Origin of the sequence: Streptosporangium sp. NPDC001559, from assembly GCF_042893955.1 — a bacterium.
GTDB lineage: Bacteria > Actinomycetota > Actinomycetes > Streptosporangiales > Streptosporangiaceae > Streptosporangium.
Map to the genome: position 1 here is coordinate 53,190 of NZ_JBIAVG010000015.1, position 18,229 is coordinate 71,418.

Below are 18,229 nucleotides of genomic sequence, written 5' to 3' on the forward strand. Positions count from 1 at the left end.
ACCGGCCACCCCGAACGGTTCCCTCCCGGCGCGCGGCTCGGTCACCGGCTCACCGGTGGCCCGGGAGCGTCACCCGCGTTCCGCGGTCTCCCTGGGCGTCTCCGACCAGTTCGCGGGCCATCGCGGTCACATCGTCCCTGCTCAGGCCCTGACCGGCGGCGAGGGCCCGGCGGAAGTCGTCCTCAGGAAGCGCCGAGCGTACGGCGGCGACGTTGCGGCGGCCGTCCACCGGGTCCATGATCTCGGGGGAGTAACCGACCCGCCCGCCGATGGCCTCCACCGCGCCGAGCAGCATGGCGCCCTCCTTCGCCTTCCCCGCCATGCCGAGCGCGCCGCCCAGCACGTGCACGACGGCCAGCCAGCCGGTGACGTCGAGACTCCGGTCGAGTTGGACGACGGCGTGCGCGGCCTGCCGGATCGCCCGCTCCGTGTCGCCCAGGTCCATGGACACCTTCGCGGCGATCCACCACGCCGAGATGGACGCCCAGTCGTGCCCGCACAGGTCGCTGATGTCCACGGCCTGGATGAGCTGCGCGGCGGCGAGCGGGAAGTTCCCCGTCGCCCTGGTGATCTGGCCGCGGATCATCATCATCTCCGCCTCGATCCACGGCAGGCCGACGGCCTGGACGAGCCGGGCCGCCTCCTGGATCAGCTCCTGCGACAGCGCCGGGTCGCCGGTGAGCTGCTGGAAGTAGGCACGGTACGGCAGGCTGCGGGCGAGGACCTCGATCTCGCCGGACCGCTCCGCCTCCTCCGAGGCGCGGGAGGCGTCGTCGTTACCGCCCACGGCGTCACCCACGAGGTAGCGCAGCACCGCCCGGCCCAGCAGTGCCTGCCCGCGCCCCGGGTGGCCGGGCCCGGCGGCGTCGAGCGCCCTGGTCAACCAGCTGATTCCCTCGTGCGCGTACCCGGTGCGATACCAGTACCACGACAGGGCGCAGGCGAGCCGCAGAGCGCGGTCGACGTCGCCCGTGACCATGGCGTGGCCCAGCGCCGCCCGCATGTTGGCCTGCTCGTGCTGGAGTCTGCGCATCCAGGTGTCGGCGTCGAACGACCTCAGCCGCCGGCTCGCCGTCTCGGCCAGCTCGGTCGCCCAGGCGAGGTGCCGATCCGCCCAGCGACCCCCCTCCTCGCCGGTCAGCAGACGTCCCGCGTACTGCCTGATCGTCTCCAGGATCCGGTAGCGCCGAGGGGTGTCCCCGCTCTCGGTCCTGACCAGCGACTTGGAGATCAGGGCGCTCAGGTTCGGCAGTATCCGGGACCGGTCGGTCAGCCACTGGGCCGCCTCCAGGTCGAAGCCCCCCTCGAAGAGGGCGAGGCGGCCCAGGAGTTCCCTTTCCTCCTCGGTGAGGAGACGGACGCTCCACTCGATCACCGCCTCCAGGTCGCGGTGTCGTGCCGGGGCCGTACGGGATCCCGTGGAGAGCAGGCCGAACCGGTCGGCGAGACCGTCGGTGATCTGCTCCAGTGACAGGACGCGCGTCTGCGCGGCGGCCAGTTCGATCGCCAGTGGCAGTCCGTCGAGGTCGCGGCAGATCTCCGCCATGAGCTCCCGGTCGGAGCGGCTGGGCCGCCAGCCCGGCCGCAGGGCGAGGGCCCGTTCGACGAACAGTTCGACGCCGGGGCCTTCGGGGTCCAGCGGCGGGATCTCCCAGGTGACCTCCCCCGTGATCGCCAGCGCCTCCCGGCTCGTGGCCAGGAGCCGCAGGTGCGGGCAGCGCGACAGCAACGTCTCGGCCAGGGCGGCGACACCCTCCACCAGGTGCTCGCAGTTGTCGAGGACGAGCAGGACCTCCCGGTCGCCGATGATCGTGATCAGTTCCTCGGCGCCCCTGACGAACGGCGCCCCCATCGCGGCGCCGACGAGGCTGGGCAGGAGTGCCAGGTCGGTCAGGTCTGCGAGGAGCACCGCCCATGGCCCATCGCCCGAGCCGTACCGCCCGGCCGCCTCGAACGCGGTGCGTGTCTTGCCGGCCCCGCCGGGCCCGGTGATCGTCACCAGCCGATGGGTCCCGAGCAGGTCCCCGACGGCCGCCACGTCGTCGTCCCGGCCGATCAGCCTGGTCAGCGGTGTGGGAACCCGGATGCCCGGTGTCGAGTCCGGAAGCGGCCGTGCCATGACGGAACGCGAGTCCGACGGTGGAACGCTCCCGTCCAGCGCCGAATCCTGGTTCAGGATCGCGGCCTCCATGGCACGCAGCGCGGGGCCGGGATCGACTCCCAGTTCCTCCAGCAGATGGTCGCGGGCGGTGCGCAGCGCGCCCAGCGCGTCGCTCTGCCGTCCGGTCCGGTAGAGGGCGAGCGCGAGCAGTTCCCAGGCGCGTTCGGCCAGGGAGTCCTCACGGACCAGCGCCTCAAGCTCGACGACGGCCGAGGGCGCCGCACCCGCGGCGATCAGAGCGGAGGCGTGGTTCTGGCGGGCCTCCAGCCGGGCGCTCTCCAGCCGGGCGATCTCGGCCGCCACCACCTCGCTGTCCCGCAGGTCGAGATAGGCGGGGCCCCGCCAGAGGGAGAGGGCGGCCGACAGGTCGTCCACCGCGTCCGCGGGATCGCTGCCCAGCGCTCGGGCGCCGCGTTCGGCGAGTGAGACGAACCATTCGGCGTCCACCGACTCCGGACGTGCGCGGAGCACGTACCCGGGGCCCTGCCGGTCCACGATCCCGTGTACCGCCCTGGGGAGCCGGTCCGGCTCGATCGCCCGGCGGAGGTTGGTCACGTAGGAGTGCATGGTGGAGACGGCGGTTTTGGGGACGTCCTTGTTCCACAGGGCGTCGATGATGCGGTCGACGGAGACGACCTTGCCCTGGGCGACGAGCAGTGTGGCGAGCAGGGTCTTCAGCCGGGGGGCGAGATCCAGTTCGACGCCTTTCCGCGTCACGGTCAGCGGACCGAGAACGGAGAACCGAATATCGGGGCTCGTCACGTCTACACCGACCGTTCCCATGCGCTGTCCCTTAATTACGCAGAATATTGGCATTTATACCTCGCTTCCCTGCCGTGCGCACGGGTGGCCCACGTCCCCGGCGGAGGTCGGCGCATGGATCTTCCCAGCTGAACGGCGTGACGAGGGGGGACGAGGGCGGCCGCCGCGTGCCCTTCCGTGCCCACGGCCCAAGACCGAAAAGAAGGCGCGCGCCGGGGGTCGTCCCACATCCGCCGAACCGACCTGTCCGGGTTCCCGGGGGCGGATCTCCCTGCCGGGCGGCCTGGCGGACGCGCCTCCTGGACCCGCGCGGCGGCGGGGAGGTACGGACGGTGCCGCCGGGTCCGGGGCGTCCATCGCTACAGCGCCGGAAAAATCATTACAAAGTATGCTGTTCATACGTGGAAGACCACGACCAAGGCAGGGGCCTCATATGGGCAACACACGGCTTGTCTCAGTGGACGACGCACCCTCGCTGGTGGAACGGCTCAGAGAGAACCGTGATTTCCTGGCCCCGTGGGAACCCGCCCGTGATGACGACTTCTTCACCGTCGCCACACAGCGCGACCTCCTCGAAACGGCGCTCAAGGCGTACTCCGACGGCACGATGCTTCCGCTCGCGATCCTCGACGACGCCGGAACACTCGTCGGCAGGCTCACCATCAGCGGCATCACCCGGGGCGCCTTCCAGTCGGGCAGCGTCGGTTACTGGGTCGACAGAACCCACAACGGCCGGGGAATCGCCACCAGGGCCGTGGCCGAGACCAAGGAGATCGCCTTCACAGAACTGGGGCTGCACCGCCTCCAGGCCGAGACGCTCATCCACAACACGGCATCCCAGCGCGTCCTGAAACGCAACGGATTCATCCCCTACGGAATCGCTCCGCAGTATCTCAAAATCGCCGGAGAATGGCAGGAACACATTCTCTACCAGGTCCTGAACCAGGCGCCTGAGAAAGCCGGAGGCCGGTGAGGTCGCGTGCGACCGACGGGTCGGCCGAGCCGGCGTGGGCGACCGCACCGACCCCGAACCCGGCTGCGACCTCGGCAAGGGTCTCTCCTTCACGGAGATGCACGAGAACGAGCGGGACTTGCGGCCGGGGTCGATGCGGTGCGGGAGAGAACCGATCGCCGGGCGGTGGCGACCGGCCAGGCCGGACGACGTCCGATGTGACGACGAGGCCCGGCACGATATGAAAGCGGCCCGAGGCGTCCGGCACAGGATGATCTTGATCGACGATCGGACGCGACTCACCACACCGCGTCCATACCCTGCGGCCTCAGGCCGAGAAAAGGCTCAGCGGAAAAAGCTCAGGGTCAATAGGGGAGGTGCACGTCCAGGTAGTAGGTGCCGATCCCGCCGTAGCATCCGTCCACCCAGTAATTGATCAACTGGTATCCCCGCTTGTCCTCGTTGCACTGGTCCCAGCTGTTGTACCAGTAACGCTCCCAGTGACCCTCTTCACTGACATTCGCCGTCGCGGCGTTGACCGGCGCCGAACCGCTGTTCACCTGGGCCGCCTGGGCGGCCGTTCCCCACAGGGTGATCGCCGCGGCCGCGACCACACCGATCGTGGAGACCTTTCGTGCGACGCGAATCATGTTGCCACCTTTCTCTGAAAGCCGTACGGGGAGAAGTCGCGGCGCACCGTGAAACGCGAGGTGAATCCTCCCTGACGGCAGGTGCGATGAACCAAAGACTTTCACGGAACCCACGCCGGGCCGTGAGCCGGTGAACTGCCAACATCAGCGGGTTTCCTGCCACGAAAATCGAGATCACCACGGTGGACAGGAAACGCTTTCACGCTTACTGGAGTGAGGACGAAAACCAGGGCGCGGACCTTGTCCAGGAGCTCACGAAGGCCCACCTTCCGGGCGGCCACTCGGTCGAGGTTCCCGTATCCCGGCGGTAACTCGACGCGAAACCGGGTTCGCCGACCCGGTGGAAAGGGCCGCCGACCTCGATCATGGGGCTTCCTCGGGGACCAGGTCGAAGCGGCCGTCGACGAGTGCCGTGATCGCGGCTTCCATGTGGGCACGGGTGACCTGGTCGATCACGATGAGGTTGGACTCCCTGAAGGCGGAGCCGTGTGCCAGTTCGTCGGCGATCTCCTGCGCGAGCCTGACCGGGTCGTAGAACACCGGCCGGTAGGCCCGCCCGTTCCACTCCACCAGGACGTCCCCGAACCGTCCCTTGGCCTCGATCACAGGCGCGTCCTCGTCGAAGTAGTCCGGCCAGCGCATGGTGAACACGGCGCGAGCGTACGCCAGGCGATCAGCCGTCCGTCACGGACGGCGGGCACGGCGCCTCCGGCAGAGGCGCGCGGCGTGGAACGGCGACCGCCCCACGAAGGTCGGAGGCTCATCTGACCCGGCCACGGCGCCGTGGCAGAGGAGGAAGTTCGCCTATCGGGGCCACCGTGTGTCCTTCCTCCGCCGTGCAGCGCCATACGGCGGTCTCGTCCTCCACGTCGGCGTACAGGCCCCGGTCGTGCACCGGACAGACCGGCCACGCCCTCCAGATCACCTCCATGACCGCCTCCTGGGCGGCGTCGGCCACGTTCAGGACTCCCCCGGCTCCTGGCGGGAGGCCGTTGCCCTGGAAGGCGCCGTCGAACTCCACCCACGCCATGCCCATGAAGTCCCAGTCGGGGACGACCATCCGGATCGTCCCGGTGACCCCCGTGGCGCGAAGGTCGCGTTCCACGACCTTCAGGTCCTCCTCCAACTCCGCGAACAGGGCCGGTTCCAGCGCGTAGGTCGGCACGAAGCGGGTCTCGTCGAGAAGGGCCCCGCCCAGCCGGAGCACGTCGGCGGCCGTCAGCTCGGCGGTGCGGCGTTCGAGGAGTTCCCGGGTGGCGGGAGTGGACACGGTCTGGTCCTCGACCAGGCAAGCCAGCTCGACGAGAAGACCGGCTTCGAGGCCACCGTCACGCAACGCCGTGTAGACGCGGGCACCCAGCTCTTCGAAGGTCTGACGTAACTCGTCGGGATCCATGCCGCAGTGTCCCCCGCCCCGATGATCGCGGCAACGGATATACGGCCGAACCGGTCGTAGGCGCCCACGGCGTTCAGCGGTCGTACGGCGGGCGCCCCCATGGCCCGCCGTACGGCGAGCGGCGCCCGGTGACCGTGCCGGGCCACCGGGGTTCACTCCCCGGGAGCCCGGCCCAGGCCCACGACGATGACGGCGCCGACGACCAGGTGCATCAGGAGCAGCACGGGCATGGTCCCGGCGCCGACGGAGCTGCCCAGCGGGCCGAGGAACGACAGCAGCCACACGGTCACCGCGACGATCGTCCAGGTACGGCGCGGCCGGGAGACCCGGCCCCGTAGGACGGCCAGGAGCGCCCAGCCGGCGAGCCCGGCCACCAGACCGGCCACGACCACCGGCACCGGGCCCAGAATCTGTGTTCCCTCGCCCATCCGTACGGTCACCCTCGTCCCGCTCACGGGAACCGCCAGGATCCAGACGGCCAGGGCGGCGACGGGGGCGACGAGCACGGTGCTGAGGTGTCTTCCACCGGAGATGTTCATGCCGAGGAGGATGGCCCGGCCGGGTGGTCCGCCACATCCGGCGCGTGGTCGCTCCCGGCCCTCCCCCGGCAGGGCCGGGGTCCTCCTTTGGTAGGTGACGGCGCCGCCGTACCCGTGGTTAGCCTGAGCCGATGAGCGAGATGTTGTCCCCATGGTCGGCGGCGGTCGCCGGTGTGGTCCTCGGGATCGGCGCACTCACCGGCGCGACGTTGTGGGGGCTGAGCGGCGGGGCCCTGATGTGGCTGGACGTCGCGGTCGCGGTGGCGAGCCTGGTCGCGGCGCTCGCCCAGCTGCGGTGGCCGGTCCCCGGGGCGCTCGCCGCCACGCTCCTGGCCGCGGTCTCCCCCGCCGGGACGCCCGCGGCGACGATGGGCGCGCTGCAGGTGGCCCAGCGCGGGCGTTTCCCCCTCGCCGCCGGGGTGGCGGTCACGGGTGCCGCGGCCCATCTGGTCCAGGGCCTGTGGCGGCCCAGTTCCGGCATCTCCCTGGGCTGGTGGCTGCTGCTGATCTGTTCCTCGTACGGCGCGCTCCTCGGCTGGGGGACGCTGGCCCGCTCTCACCGCGCCCTGCTCGCCTCGTTGCGCGAACGCGCCCACCGCGCCGAGGCCGAGCAGGGCAGGAAGGTCGCCGAGGCGCGGACGGCCGAGCGCCGCAAGCTCGCCAGGGAGATGCACGACGTGCTGGCCCACCGCCTCTCGCTGGTGGCCACCCACGCCGGGGCGTTGGAGTATCGCCCCGATTCCTCCCCTGAGCAGCTCTCCCGGGCCGCCGGGGTGGTCCGCTCCGGGGTGCACCAGGCGCTTGAGGAGTTGCGTCAGGTCATCGGCCTGCTGCGTGAGGAGGACGACTCCTCGGACGAACTCCTGGGCGGGCTCTCGGACCGGCGGGAGCCCTGGCCCACGCTGGCCGACCTGCCGCGGCTGGCCGACGAGGCGCGGCAGGCGGGCCAGAGTGTGTACCTCAGCGACGAGACCGCCGGTGACGTGCCGCCCGCCGTCGGGAGGACCGGCTACCGCGTCGTCCAGGAGGGGCTGACCAACGCCCGCAAGCACGCCCCCGGCCGGCCGGTCGAGGTGTCGCTGGACGGTTCCCCGGGAAGCCGCCTGACGATCACCGTCACCAACCCGCTGCCCTCCACCGACGCGCCCCCGGCCCCTCCCGGTGGCGGTGTCGGCCTGGTCGGGCTCACCGAGCGGGTACGGCTGGCGGGCGGGCGGCTCGACCACCACGAGAGCGACGGGCGGTTTCTGCTCCGGGCGTGGTTACCATGGCCCGCGTGATTCGTGTGCTTCTGGTCGACGACGACGCTTTGGTCCGCGCCGGGCTGTCCATGATGCTGGACGGCGCCGCGGGCATAACCGTCGTCGGTGAGGCGGCCGACGGCATGCAGGCGATCACCGAGACCGACGCCCACGCCCCCGACGTCGTCCTGATGGACCTGCGGATGCCCCGGGTGGACGGCATCACCGCCACCCGCCGGTTGCGCGCCAGGTCGCGCCCGCCGGAGGTGATCGTGCTGACGACCTTCGACACCGACGAGAACATCCTGCACGCGCTGCGCGCGGGCGCCGGCGGGTTCCTGCTCAAGGACACCCCGCCGCCACTGATCGTCGAGGCGGTCACCCGGGTCGCGGCGGGCGATCCGATCCTGTCGCCGGGCGTCACCCGGCGGCTGGTGGAGCGCACGCTCACCCACGCCGACTCCTACGAGCGGGCCCGTGCCACGCTGGCCGGCCTGACCCCGCGCGAGCACGAGGTGGCCCTCGCGATCGCGCATGGCCGGTCGAACGCCGACATCGCCGCCGAACTCGCCATGGGCGTCACGACGGTGAAGAGCCACGTCTCCAGCATCCTCACCAAGCTCGGCCTGGACAACCGCACCCAGATCGCGCTTCTCGCCCACGACGCGGGTCTCATCTGAGGGAGGCGCCGGGCCGTGGGCCGCCCTTGAACCAGGTCGCGGAACCCGGCCTGCGGGCCTCCCTGCGGATCCTCGACATCGCGAACCTGCAGGTGAACTCCTTGTACATCGCCGCCATGCGGCCGTCGAAGTAGAGGTTCGTCGCGGTGTCGTCCTTGCGGGAGAACTGCCGGACGCCCGCGTGGCGGCCGAGGCTGACGCACGACCCGACGAGGGCCAGGTCGATCAACGCCGGGGCGGCCCCCTCGACGCGGCTCAGCACCGTGTCGGCGGCCTGCGCCCCGAGCGGCCCGGCGGCCTGGCAGCTCATCCGCAGCGGCTGTCCCGATGGGGCCGCGGCGTCCCCGGCGGCGACGACGCGTTCGTCGTCGAGGCTGGTCAGCGTCTCGTCGGTGAGCAACCGGCCGAGCGCGTCGGTGCGCAGTCCGCTCGCGGCGGCCAGCCCCGGCACGCCGAAACCGGCCGCCCAGATGGTCAGCGCGCTCGCGCGCACCCCGCCGTCGTCGAAGACGACCGCGTCCCGCCGTACCTCGCTCACCGTGGCCCCCTCGATCACCGCCACGCCGTGCCGCGCCAGCCATTTGGCCGTTGACCTGCGGCCTGGCTCGCTCAGTGAGGGCGCCAGCGTCCTGCCGCACACCAGCGTGACCTTCCGTCCCTGTTCGGCGAGTTCGGCGGCCGTCTCGACGCCGGTCAGGCCGCCGCCGACCACGGTGATCGGGGCGTCCGGGGTCAGCTCCTCCAGGCCGGCGCGCAGCCGTCGTGCGGACTCCAGTTCGGCGACGTCGAAGGCGTACTCGGCCGCGCCGGGCACCGAGGCCGGGATCGCCCCGGTGCTGCCGACCGCGTAGACGACGTGGTCGTAGTCCAGCGACCCGCCCGAGGCCAGCCGTACCGTGCGGGTGGCCGTTTCGATGCGGGTGGCGCTGTCGACGACCAGCCGGACGCCCTCGCCGAGCAGCGTGTCGTAGCCGGCCGTGGCCTCGCCGGTACCGGCCACGAGCTGGTGCAGCCGGATCCGCTCGACGAACTCCGGGCGGGGGTTGACCAGCGTGATGTCGATGCCGGGGTGGACGCGCAGACGGTTGGCCGCGAGCGTGCCCGCGTAGCCGCCTCCGATGACGACGACCCGGTGGGAAGGTGTGGACATGGGGAGGTTTCCCTTCTCGATTCCTGACCTGCCCCGTTCGACAGCGTGGGGGCCCGGTGTGTGAGGACCTCACAGTTCGCCACGCTGTCCTGTCGGACCGGTGAGGACGGAAACGAACGAAGGGGGTGCGGCGACACCATGACCATTCCGTCGGAACCGGCTGATCCCGGCCTGAGCGTGATCATGGGTGAACGGCGTCAGCTGATCAATCTGGCGTACCGGATGCTGGGTTCCCTGGCCGACGCGGAGGACGTCGTCCAGGAGACCTACGCCCGCTGGTACGCCATGTCCCGGCCGGAGCAGGACGCCATCGTGTCGCCGGGGGCCTGGCTGACCAGGGTCGCCAGCCGGATCTGCCTCAACGTGCTCTCCTCGGCGCGGGTCCGTCGGGAGACCTACGTGGGTGAGTGGGTTCCCGAGCCGCTGCCCGAACCCACGGAGTGGATCGGTGGCCGGCCGGGCGGCGTCGATCCTGCGGACCGGGTCACCCTGGACGAGTCGGTCAACATGGCCTTCCTCGTCGTGCTTGAGTCGATGACCCCGGCCGAACGGGTGGCGTTCATCCTGCACGACGTCTTCCGCTACGCCTTCACCGAGGTGGCCGAGATCGTCGGCCGTACTCCGGCGGCCTGCCGCCAGCTCGCCTCGTCGGCCCGCCGCCGCATCCGCGACGCGCACACCCCCGCGACCCCGGTCTCCCGGCAGGCCCGGATCGTCAAGGACTTCAAGCACGCCCTGGAGGCCGGGGACGTCACCGCCCTCATCGGCCTTCTCGACCCCGGCGCCACGGTGACCAGCGACGGCGGCGGCCTGGTCAGGGCCGCGCTCCACCCGGTCGAGGGCGCCGAGCGGATCGTGCGCTCCCTGCTCCGCCTCCGGGACAGGTTCCACGGCCAGACGCTTCTCGAACGCACGGTCAACGGCCAGCCGGGCCTGGTCGCCCAGGAGGACGGTGTCACCATGACGGTCTTCGCGTTCGAGATCACGGACCACCGGATCACCCGCATCTGGGCGGTCCGCAACCCCGACAAGCTCCGGCCGTGGGGCGTGGACGTCACTCAGGGGGGAAGGTGATCTCGGCGTTCGTGTTCTCGGGGAGCAGGAAGTATCCGAGGAAGGTCACGCCGTTCTCCTGGGGGTCGAAGCGGGCGATACGCGCCCCCTCGGGTTCGTGGAACACGTCGCCGGGTTCGCCCTCGATCCGGTAGGCCACCGAGCCCGTCTCGACGCTGCCGAAGACCGGACCGTTGTGGACGTGGAGCCCGGCGGCGTAACCGGGGGCGACGGTGATCCGCCGGATCTCGACACGCGGGGTGGCCGGCGGCTCGGGCAGCTCCCGGTCCAGGACGACCACGCGGCGGAGAGGGGCGGCCGGAACCCGCCTGGCGGGCAGACTGATGATCACTCGCATTGGGCCGGGTCCTGGCCCTGGCGCTTGAACTCCTCCGAGGAGACCACGACGTCGCCCCGATCGGGGGAGGGCCATCTCTCGTCGTATGCCTGGAGCAGTACCGATCCCGGCTTGAGCTTCGCCACGCTCTCGGCGGAGAAGGTGAAACCGCCGATGTTGACCTGGCTTGAGCCGTACCCCCGATGGCCGAACGCGCTGTAGACCACCCCGGGGCGCAGCACGAACGGCTCCGGCTCGACCGTCCAGCCCTCACCGGGGGCGTCCAGCCGGACGGACGCGATGTTCCCCTCCAGAGACGGCGCGACGAAGTCCACGTCGTCCACGGACGTCAGAGCCGGTGAAGGGTCTGGCGCGGCTCCCGGCGAGCCGGGGACTTCCTCATGGTGGGAGATCCTCACCCCCTCGGGGGCCTCGTCACCGCACCAGACCAGGACGATGAAGGGACGCCTCTGCTCGTCGACACTGATTCCAGCCATCCCGACCACGCGGGGCGTGCAGCCCGTAACGCTCATGACCCCGATGATCAGCAGGACGATTCCACATAAGCGCCGCATAACCGCACCGTAGATCGCCCTGGGTGAAGATCGAAGATCTCCTCCCGAACCGTGATCGGAACGCCTTCCAACCGTGGCGGGCCGTACGGCTCAGGCGAGGACGGCGGGCCCGCGCGGACCGTACGGCCACAGTGACGGGTCCCTCCCGGCCCCGTGGGACCGGGAGGGACGTCAGAGGCGACCGGTCATCGGCCGCCGGGCAGCGTGAACCAGTACCTTCCGAAGGTCGCCGACGTCACGACGCCCACCCCCGTCGGCGGGGGCAGACTCACGACGCCGAGCTCGAAGGCATGCTGACTCGGGTCGGCCACGGAGGCGACCCCGGCGGCGGCGATCCCGAACAGGCGGTGGGCGGGCACCGCGATCCCGGCGCTCACGGCCTCGCCCTGGACGAAGCCGTTGACCGACGCGGGGTCGTTGCCGCCGTTCGTCCAGCCCAGCCGTGCGCTCCCGCCGACGCCGGGAGTGCCCAGGCCGCCACGTGGTTCGTTGACGGTCACCTGGCCGTACCTGGTGAGCGTGAGCCCCGCCGTTCCCCCGGCTCCGCCCATACGGCCGGTGGGCAAGATCACCGTGTAGTCGACCGAGATGTAGTCGGGAGTGAGGTCGTGCCCCATCTGCTTCAGGATGTGGTTCGAGGGGGGAAGTATGTTGGCCCAGGCGCCCTCCCATGCGCAGTTGAAGAGGCCGTCGACGCAGAAGGGCGCCGGCTCCGAATTGTCGATCTTCCGGTCCCAGCCCATCGGGGCGACCTCGTACTCCTGGCAGGGCCGGGCACCGCACGGGCCACCGTTCAGAGGCGACATGTTGTCGCCGCGCGGGCGGGCGCCCTGCGGCCCCCAGTCCGCGTTGTCCGCGGTGGGACACGGCCTGGCGCCGCACGGACCGCCCGCGAAGCCGGGGTTGTAGGGCGGGTTGTAGTCGTGCGCCGGGTTGTGGGCGCGGTTCTGGTGGGCGCCTCCCTTTCCGTCGCTGCACTCGCCGTCGGGACACGAACGCTGGATCAGCCCGTCGGGGTCGGTGAAGGAGAGCGGGTTGTTGTTGGCGTAGGTGTAGCCGTTGACCTGCTGGGAGTCCTTGATGTCGATGAGCGGGTCCACCGAGATGAACCGGCCCATGGCCGGGTCGTACTCCCGGGCGCCGAGGTGGGTCAGCCCGGTCCCGTCCATGGTCCCGCCGACGAACCCCTTGTTCATGGAGGTCGGCCACGTCCCGGTGAGGCCGCGCGCCTCGCCGAACGGGGTCATGCGGCGTACGGCGACCGCCTGGGTGTCGGTGTTGGCGATGACGTTGCCCGCGGTGCCGTGCTGGTCGCCGCTGAGCCAGCTGACGGTCGTCGAGGTGTTCCCCGAACGGGTGGCGACGACCTGCCCGCCGTGGGAGTAGTAGCGGGTGCCGGTCTTGACCCCGCCCGAGGTCGTGTAGCGCAGTTCCTGACCCGGCAGGTACAGCGTCGCCCCGGTCGGATCACGCTGGATCAACCGGCCGCCGTCGGCGTCGTAGACGTAGCCGGTCGTGCCGGTGCCGTCCTGTACGGAGCTCAGGCGGCCCTCCCTGTCCCAGGTCATCGTCTGGGTTCCGGCGGCCGACGAACGGGTCTTCATGTTGCCCGAGGCGTCGTAGGTGTGGGCGGTCGAGCTCGTGCCCACGCCGTCGGTGGTCGAGGAGGCGCTCAGCCGGTGCGCGCCGTCCGGCACGGTGTAGGTGGTGACGGCGTCGCCGGAGGTGGTGCCGTGCTTGACCATCTGTGTCCGGTTGCCGATGTCGTCATAGGTGTAGGACTGCCAGTACGGGCTGGTACCACCGACCACCCCGGCGCTGACCGTCTGCGCGCACGTCGTGGACGTCTGCGTCCACGCCTGTTCGAGCCTGCGCAGGAAGTCGACGCTGAAGCACTGGGTGTCACCGCCGGCCAGGTCCGACATCCGGGTGACGTTGCCCCCGGCGTCGTAGGCGAGGCTCAGCTCGGAGACGACGGCGGGAGAGCTCTCCTTCACGGTCTTGATCGTCTCCAGGCGCCGGGTGTCGCCCTCGTAGACGCGGGAGACGTCGGCGGTCCTGCCCGCGTTGTTCCTCAGTTTGATCTTGGAGACCTCGGCGAAGCTGGTGTGGTCGGTTCCCGTCACGTAGCTGCCGCCCATGGTGGTGCCGAGCGTGGTCGGCAGGTCCAGCGCGTCGTAGCCGTGGCTCAGTTCCTCCTGGCCGAGGGTGCCGACGGCGGGCAGGCGGGTGGTCCTGGGCAGGCCGTTGGGCCAGTAGGTGTTGACGTAGGTGTAGGTGTTGTTCAGGCCCGCCTGCGCGGCCGGGATGCCGTAGACCACCTGGGTCGGCTGGTAGCCGACGGTGTACCCGGTGATCGTCCTGGTGTACTGGTCGGTGCCGTCGTACCTGGTCGACTTCGAGAGCTGTCCCTTGGCGACCGTGTCATAGACCCATTCGGCACGCTTGTCGCCGGTGACCGAGTCGTCCCGGACGGTTGTCCTACGTCCAAGGTCGTCGTAGGTGAAGGCGGTGACCTGACCGCTCGCGTTGGTCGCGGTGACCAGGTCACCGGCGTCGTCGTAGGTCTTGGTGACCGTCCCGATGTCGGGGTCGGTGCTGCTGACCAGGCGGCCGCGCAGGTCGTAGGTGTAGAGCCACTCGTTGCCCTCGGCGTCGGTCGTCTTGGCGAGTTTGCCCTTGTTGTCGAAGGTGTACGACGTCCTGACGAATCCGGCCGCGCTGCCCGCGACGTTCCCGGTGCGGTACTGACGCGTCTCGACGACCCGTCCTGCCGCGTCCTTCACCGACGAGGTGACGACGCCGCCCGCAGGCGGGGTGACGTCCTCACGGTCGCCGCCGTAGCCGAACACCGTGCGCCAGCGCTCGTCGACCCCTCCCGGGCTGGCGGGCGCCTCGTCCACCAGGTGCACCTGGGCGCTCGTACGGCCCGCGGCGTCGAAGAGGGTGTACTCGGCCGAGGGGATGTCCTGCGCGGGCACGACGAGCGTCGGGCCGGGCGCGGCGTCGGCGAGGTAGGGGTTGTGCGTCTTGAGGACGCGTCCGGCCGAGTCGTAGAAGGTGTCGGTCACGACCACGTGGTCGGCCGTACCCGCCGCGTCGGCGCTCTGTGTCTGCCGCTGACGCATCAGGCTGTCGTAGAAGGCGTAGGAGGTGATGTAGTCGCCCGCGTGGTTGAGCCGCCTGCTGGTCACCACGATCGGCCCGGTGTCGCTCACCTGGTAGGTGTGACCGATCGACGGCTTGCCCTCGTTGGAGGACCTGTCGTTGCCCGGCAGCCACGCCGCGGTCAACCGGCCGAGGCCGTCGTGGGCCAGGGCGGTCACCCGGCCGTTGGCGTCGGTCGTGGTCCGGGGAAGGCCGAGGGCGGGGTCGACGACGGTGACGGTCGTCCAGCCGAGCGGGCCGGTGACCGTCTTCCCGGTGAGCGGCGCGCCCGAGGCGGGCGTGTACACGGTCGTGACGGTGGCGCCGCGCGCGTCGGTCTCGGTCAGCACCCGTCCGTAGGCGTCGTAGGTGACCTTCCTGTCGGTCACGTACGACCAGGTTGAGCCGGTGTGGGCCTTGACCGACTCGACCAGGGTGACGTCGCCCTTGGTCGGAGCGGGCGCGCCCTCCCAGGCCGTGGCGCCGTCGTAGGCGGTGCGCACGTCGCTGATCAGGTCCGTCTCGGTCACCGTGCCCGCGGTCACCTTGGCCTTGGCCGTGGCGCAGTCCAGCGCGAAGCTGCGCACGCGCGAGACCCGGTCGACCAGCCAGATGCCGGTGTCGCGGGTGTACTCGGTGGTGGAGCACGTCTCGTCGCCGGTGACCGCGTCGTCCCCCTTGTCCTCGGCCCACACCGGCATGCCGTAGGCGTCGAACTCGGTGGAGGAGGTGGTCGTACGGGGTGCCCTGCCGCCGTCCCTGGTGGTGCGGGTGTAGCCGGCCCCGTTGCCGACGAGGCGGGCGTGAACCGTCGAGCCGTCGATCGTACGGCTGGCGGTCGGGTCCGACTGCCAGGGCCGGTAGACCGTGGCCCCGATCTCCACGCCGTTGACGTCGCGGGAGACGACCTCGCGGGCCATGCCGGCGAAGGCGTCCTCGTCGGCCGTCGCGGGGGCGCCGCCCGCGGCGGGCATCGTCACCGACCGGGTTCCCGAGGGCAGCCGGTCGCCGTTCATCCCCCGGAAGTAGCGGGTCTCCTCCAGGATGCGGGTTGGTCCCTCACCGGTGGTCCTGGTGACCAGGCCGTAGCCACGCCACACCGACCAGGTCTTGTCGTCGTCCTGGAGCAGGCCGTCCTCGTCGGTGTAGTGCCAGGCGGGGGCGCCGCCGTACGTGAAGCCGGTGATCGTCCGGGGGGAGGAGCCGGTCGACTCGGCCTGGGTGACCTGGGACACCACGTACTTGTGGAAGAAGTCGGTGATGGGTTCGGTGTGACCGGACGGCGTCCACTTGACCGGGTAGCAGCGCAGGCCGTGGTCGTGCAGGTTGTCCAGGGCGGGCATCCTGGTGCCCGCGACGCAGTCGGCGCCGGCGTAGGTGACGTCGATCGTGCTCCCGGTCTCCGTCTTGATCGCGCCGATCCGGTACCTGTTCATCGCCGGGTACTGGTCCCCCGCGGTGTCGACGCGGTTGGGCAGCAGCTTGGGGGTGAACCGCACCTTGGGCAGCGTCACCGCCGAGCCGGTCTCGGTGCTCGCCCGGCCGGTGTGGGTGATCGTGTTCAGCCACAGCACGGGGGTGACCGAGGTGCCCGCGCCCCGGTCGTCGGGGTCGGGGAAGGTGTGGTCGAAGGTCCACGACTCCACGTCACGCCAGGCGGACCCGGCGGTGTTCCACACCTGGGTCGTGACGGTCGAGAGCCGCTTGGTCGTCCAGAAGGTCGGGGAGATCTGCTGCGGCTTGCACGGCGAGGCGGTGCACTCCTGGTCGAAGGGCACATCCGGCCAGTGGGCGGCGTCCTTGGTCCCGCAGTCGGCCAGGCAGCGGTCGGCCGTGCCGAGCACCACCCGCATCTGCGGGGCGTCGTCCAGGCCGCGCGTGCCGTACTCGATCTTCTCCGGATAGCCCGCCCGGTCGTAGTCGGCGGCGTCCGTCGTGGTGGAGTTGCGGCTGTAGCGGTTGGTCTCCTTGGCGTAGGAGACGCGCATCGTGTTGCCGTGGGTGTCGACCACGTAGTCGAGCTGCCAACGGAAGGCCTGGCGGCAGCTCGACGCGGCGAAGGCGCTCTGGTGGCACGCCTCCCCGTCGTGGTTGCCGAAGACCGGCACGCTCAGCGTGGACTCCGAGCCCGCGCGTCCGCCGAACCAGTACTGGGTGCCGCCGGTGTCGGTGGCGACCCACCACTCCCCGTTGTCGTCCCCGTTGGTCGCGCCGGTGCGCCGCTCGACCTTCAGGCCGTCGTCGTCGCGCAGGTGCCAGCGGTCGCCGTTCCTGATCAGCTCACCGGAGTGGCCGGGCAGGGACAGCGTCGCGTTGTCGGTGACCCAGCACAGGTCACCGGTCTCGGTCTGGTTGTTCGCGCCGTTCTCCATGTCCTTGGAGCAGGCGCCGTAGCGGCGCTCGATGAAGCCGGGGCTCCAGTCGAAGCCCTCCCCGGCCCAGGAGGGCTGGGTGTTGGCCGCGGCCATGAGGCCGTCCACGCGTGCCGAGGAGTACGACAGCGCGACCTGCGGCTCGGGGCCGCCGAGGCCGGGCGGCACCCGCATCGGGTAGGACCAGGTGAAGTCGCCGCTGTTGCCGCCGGTGTTCCACGTCGACGACGGGGTGAGCGAGGTGGCGGCGTAGTCCCCGGTGGGACCGGAGGAGTCGGCGGCGAGCATGACCAGCCCGGTGGCGTTCACCTGGGCGCTGACCGTGCCCTTGTCCCTGTCCACGGTGGAGGGCAGCTCGACGGGACGGCACCCGGGAGCCTCCCCGGTGGGAGCCGCGTCAGGGGTCGGGGACCCTGTGACCGCGGGGACGGGGGTCCCGGGCGGTGTGGGAGTGGAGGCGGCGGTGCGCTCGGGGGCGGGGGAGGCCGTGTGCGCGGGGGTGAGAACGCACGTGGAGACGCTCCACAGCCGCAGCCGGGAGGCCCAGTCGCCGCCGACGGCCGAGGCCATGCCCCGGTAGTCCACGGTGAGCCGTACCTGGTCTCCGGCACCCTGGGCCTTGTCGGTACGGGTCAGGCGCAGCGTCAGGGCGTCACTGTTCCGCCCGTCCGAGAGGTTCTCCACCCGTACGGTCGCCGGGCCGTGTCCGGCCGTGGCCGCGAGCCACACCGGCAGCCCGCCCGCGCGCACCGCCGTACCGCCGTCGGCGCTCCTGCCCGCCGCGCCGTCCGGTACGGCGGGCAGGACGACATCGGCGCTCTCCCGCCCGGGCCACACGGGCCGCTCGGGTCGCCACGCCTTGGCCTTGGGCGCCTTGCCCGGTGCCGGTGGCTCGAACCGTTTCACCTTCACCACGCGTTCCCCTGGGGGCCCGGTGGTGGCGGCCGTGGCGACTCCTCCGGCCTCACCGGCGACAAGGGACGCGGCCAGCATGGTCGTCATCACCGTCGTCGTCACCACCGCACCGACCAGTTTTCGACTTCGTTTCCGCATAAGGACGTTCCTCGTCATGGGAGAAAGTGGCGCTTTTCCGCTGGCTACGCCCAATGGGCTTTATGCGCGAAAAGCCGCCTAACCAGGTGAAAAATAATTTCACTTCTCCTATCTCCGCATCGCCGGAAATCTGCCATTTTTAGATGGTTTGCTGCCATCTT

Annotated in this window: 13 protein-coding genes; 4 read left to right on the forward strand and 9 right to left on the reverse strand. The window is 70.8% G+C overall.

Annotated features, from left to right (window positions below):
- Positions 1-49 precede the first annotated feature (49 nt).
- On the reverse strand, positions 50-2,923 hold the full coding sequence (locus ACFYY8_RS29750) for a BTAD domain-containing putative transcriptional regulator (RefSeq protein WP_390046560.1): 2,874 nt from the start codon (positions 2,921-2,923) through the stop codon (positions 50-52).
- Positions 2,924-3,380: 457 nt separating this feature from the next.
- Here ACFYY8_RS29750 and ACFYY8_RS29755 point away from each other — a divergent pair, with 457 nt between their 5' ends.
- Positions 3,381-3,896: a GNAT family N-acetyltransferase gene (locus ACFYY8_RS29755; RefSeq protein ID WP_390046562.1), complete on the forward strand. Its 516-nt coding sequence runs from the start codon at positions 3,381-3,383 to the stop codon at positions 3,894-3,896.
- A gap of 344 nt (positions 3,897-4,240) precedes the next feature.
- On the opposite strand, the gene ACFYY8_RS29760 is transcribed toward ACFYY8_RS29755, so the two are convergent.
- The 4 genes from ACFYY8_RS29760 to ACFYY8_RS29775 form a co-directional block, all read right to left on the reverse strand.
- Positions 4,241-4,525: a hypothetical protein gene (locus ACFYY8_RS29760; RefSeq protein WP_390046564.1), complete on the reverse strand. Its 285-nt coding sequence runs from the start codon at positions 4,523-4,525 to the stop codon at positions 4,241-4,243.
- 363 nt (positions 4,526-4,888) lie between these two features.
- Positions 4,889-5,176 carry a hypothetical protein gene (locus ACFYY8_RS29765; RefSeq protein ID WP_390046566.1) on the reverse strand — a complete coding sequence of 96 codons (288 nt, stop codon included), beginning with the start codon at positions 5,174-5,176 and terminating at the stop codon, positions 4,889-4,891.
- A gap of 109 nt (positions 5,177-5,285) precedes the next feature.
- The gene (locus ACFYY8_RS29770) at positions 5,286-5,921 is read right to left on the reverse strand and encodes a hypothetical protein (RefSeq protein ID WP_390046568.1); all 636 of its coding nucleotides are present in this window, start codon (positions 5,919-5,921) and stop codon (positions 5,286-5,288) included.
- Positions 5,922-6,073: 152 nt separating this feature from the next.
- Positions 6,074-6,460, reverse strand: a complete 387-nt coding sequence (locus tag ACFYY8_RS29775) for a DUF6069 family protein (RefSeq protein WP_390046570.1) — start codon at positions 6,458-6,460, stop codon at positions 6,074-6,076.
- A 131-nt stretch (positions 6,461-6,591) separates the two neighbouring features.
- Here ACFYY8_RS29775 and ACFYY8_RS29780 point away from each other — a divergent pair, with 131 nt between their 5' ends.
- Positions 6,592-7,740, forward strand: a complete 1,149-nt coding sequence (locus tag ACFYY8_RS29780; protein ID WP_390046573.1) for a sensor histidine kinase — start codon at positions 6,592-6,594, stop codon at positions 7,738-7,740.
- The gene (locus ACFYY8_RS29785; protein WP_390046575.1) at positions 7,728-8,381 is read left to right on the forward strand and encodes a response regulator; all 654 of its coding nucleotides are present in this window, start codon (positions 7,728-7,730) and stop codon (positions 8,379-8,381) included. Before ACFYY8_RS29780 ends, ACFYY8_RS29785 begins: the two co-directional genes overlap by 13 nt.
- On the opposite strand, the gene ACFYY8_RS29790 is transcribed toward ACFYY8_RS29785, so the two are convergent.
- Positions 8,374-9,531, reverse strand: coding sequence for an NAD(P)/FAD-dependent oxidoreductase (locus ACFYY8_RS29790; protein ID WP_390046577.1), 1,158 nt, complete (start codon positions 9,529-9,531; stop codon positions 8,374-8,376). The genes ACFYY8_RS29785 and ACFYY8_RS29790 overlap by 8 nt on opposite strands.
- Positions 9,532-9,669: 138 nt before the next feature.
- On the opposite strand from ACFYY8_RS29790, the gene sigJ reads away from it, so the two are divergent.
- A complete protein-coding gene (gene sigJ, locus ACFYY8_RS29795; RefSeq protein WP_390046579.1) occupies positions 9,670-10,605 on the forward strand; it encodes an RNA polymerase sigma factor SigJ in 936 nt (311 codons plus the stop codon).
- On the opposite strand, the gene ACFYY8_RS29800 is transcribed toward sigJ, so the two are convergent.
- The 3 genes from ACFYY8_RS29800 to ACFYY8_RS29810 form a co-directional block, all read right to left on the reverse strand.
- Positions 10,586-10,942: a hypothetical protein gene (locus ACFYY8_RS29800; protein WP_390046581.1), complete on the reverse strand. Its 357-nt coding sequence runs from the start codon at positions 10,940-10,942 to the stop codon at positions 10,586-10,588. The two genes, sigJ and ACFYY8_RS29800, sit on opposite strands and share 20 nt — an antisense overlap.
- Entirely contained in the window at positions 10,933-11,418 is a 486-nt protein-coding gene (locus ACFYY8_RS29805) for a hypothetical protein (RefSeq protein ID WP_390046583.1), read from the reverse strand. Before ACFYY8_RS29805 ends, ACFYY8_RS29800 begins: the two co-directional genes overlap by 10 nt.
- A 263-nt stretch (positions 11,419-11,681) precedes the next feature.
- Positions 11,682-18,068 carry an RHS repeat domain-containing protein gene (locus ACFYY8_RS29810; protein WP_390046585.1) on the reverse strand — a complete coding sequence of 2,129 codons (6,387 nt, stop codon included), beginning with the start codon at positions 18,066-18,068 and terminating at the stop codon, positions 11,682-11,684.
- Positions 18,069-18,229 lie beyond the last annotated feature (161 nt).

What these genes read in the sequence shown, in the direction of transcription:
- ACFYY8_RS29760 (WP_390046564.1), bottom strand. Translation starts at nt 4,525, where the DNA reads ATGATTCGCGTCGCACGAAAGGTCTCCACGATCGGTGTGGTCGCGGCC.
- ACFYY8_RS29770 (WP_390046568.1), bottom strand. Translation starts at nt 5,921, where the DNA reads ATGGATCCCGACGAGTTACGTCAGACCTTCGAAGAGCTGGGTGCCCGC.
- ACFYY8_RS29775 (WP_390046570.1), bottom strand. Translation starts at nt 6,460, where the DNA reads ATGAACATCTCCGGTGGAAGACACCTCAGCACCGTGCTCGTCGCCCCC.
- ACFYY8_RS29780 (WP_390046573.1), top strand. Translation starts at nt 6,592, where the DNA reads ATGAGCGAGATGTTGTCCCCATGGTCGGCGGCGGTCGCCGGTGTGGTC.
- ACFYY8_RS29785 (WP_390046575.1), top strand. Translation starts at nt 7,728, where the DNA reads ATGGCCCGCGTGATTCGTGTGCTTCTGGTCGACGACGACGCTTTGGTC.
- ACFYY8_RS29790 (WP_390046577.1), bottom strand. Translation starts at nt 9,531, where the DNA reads ATGTCCACACCTTCCCACCGGGTCGTCGTCATCGGAGGCGGCTACGCG.
- sigJ (WP_390046579.1), top strand. Translation starts at nt 9,670, where the DNA reads ATGACCATTCCGTCGGAACCGGCTGATCCCGGCCTGAGCGTGATCATG.
- ACFYY8_RS29800 (WP_390046581.1), bottom strand. Translation starts at nt 10,942, where the DNA reads ATGCGAGTGATCATCAGTCTGCCCGCCAGGCGGGTTCCGGCCGCCCCT.
- ACFYY8_RS29805 (WP_390046583.1), bottom strand. Translation starts at nt 11,418, where the DNA reads ATGGCTGGAATCAGTGTCGACGAGCAGAGGCGTCCCTTCATCGTCCTG.
- ACFYY8_RS29810 (WP_390046585.1), bottom strand. Translation starts at nt 18,068, where the DNA reads ATGCGGAAACGAAGTCGAAAACTGGTCGGTGCGGTGGTGACGACGACG.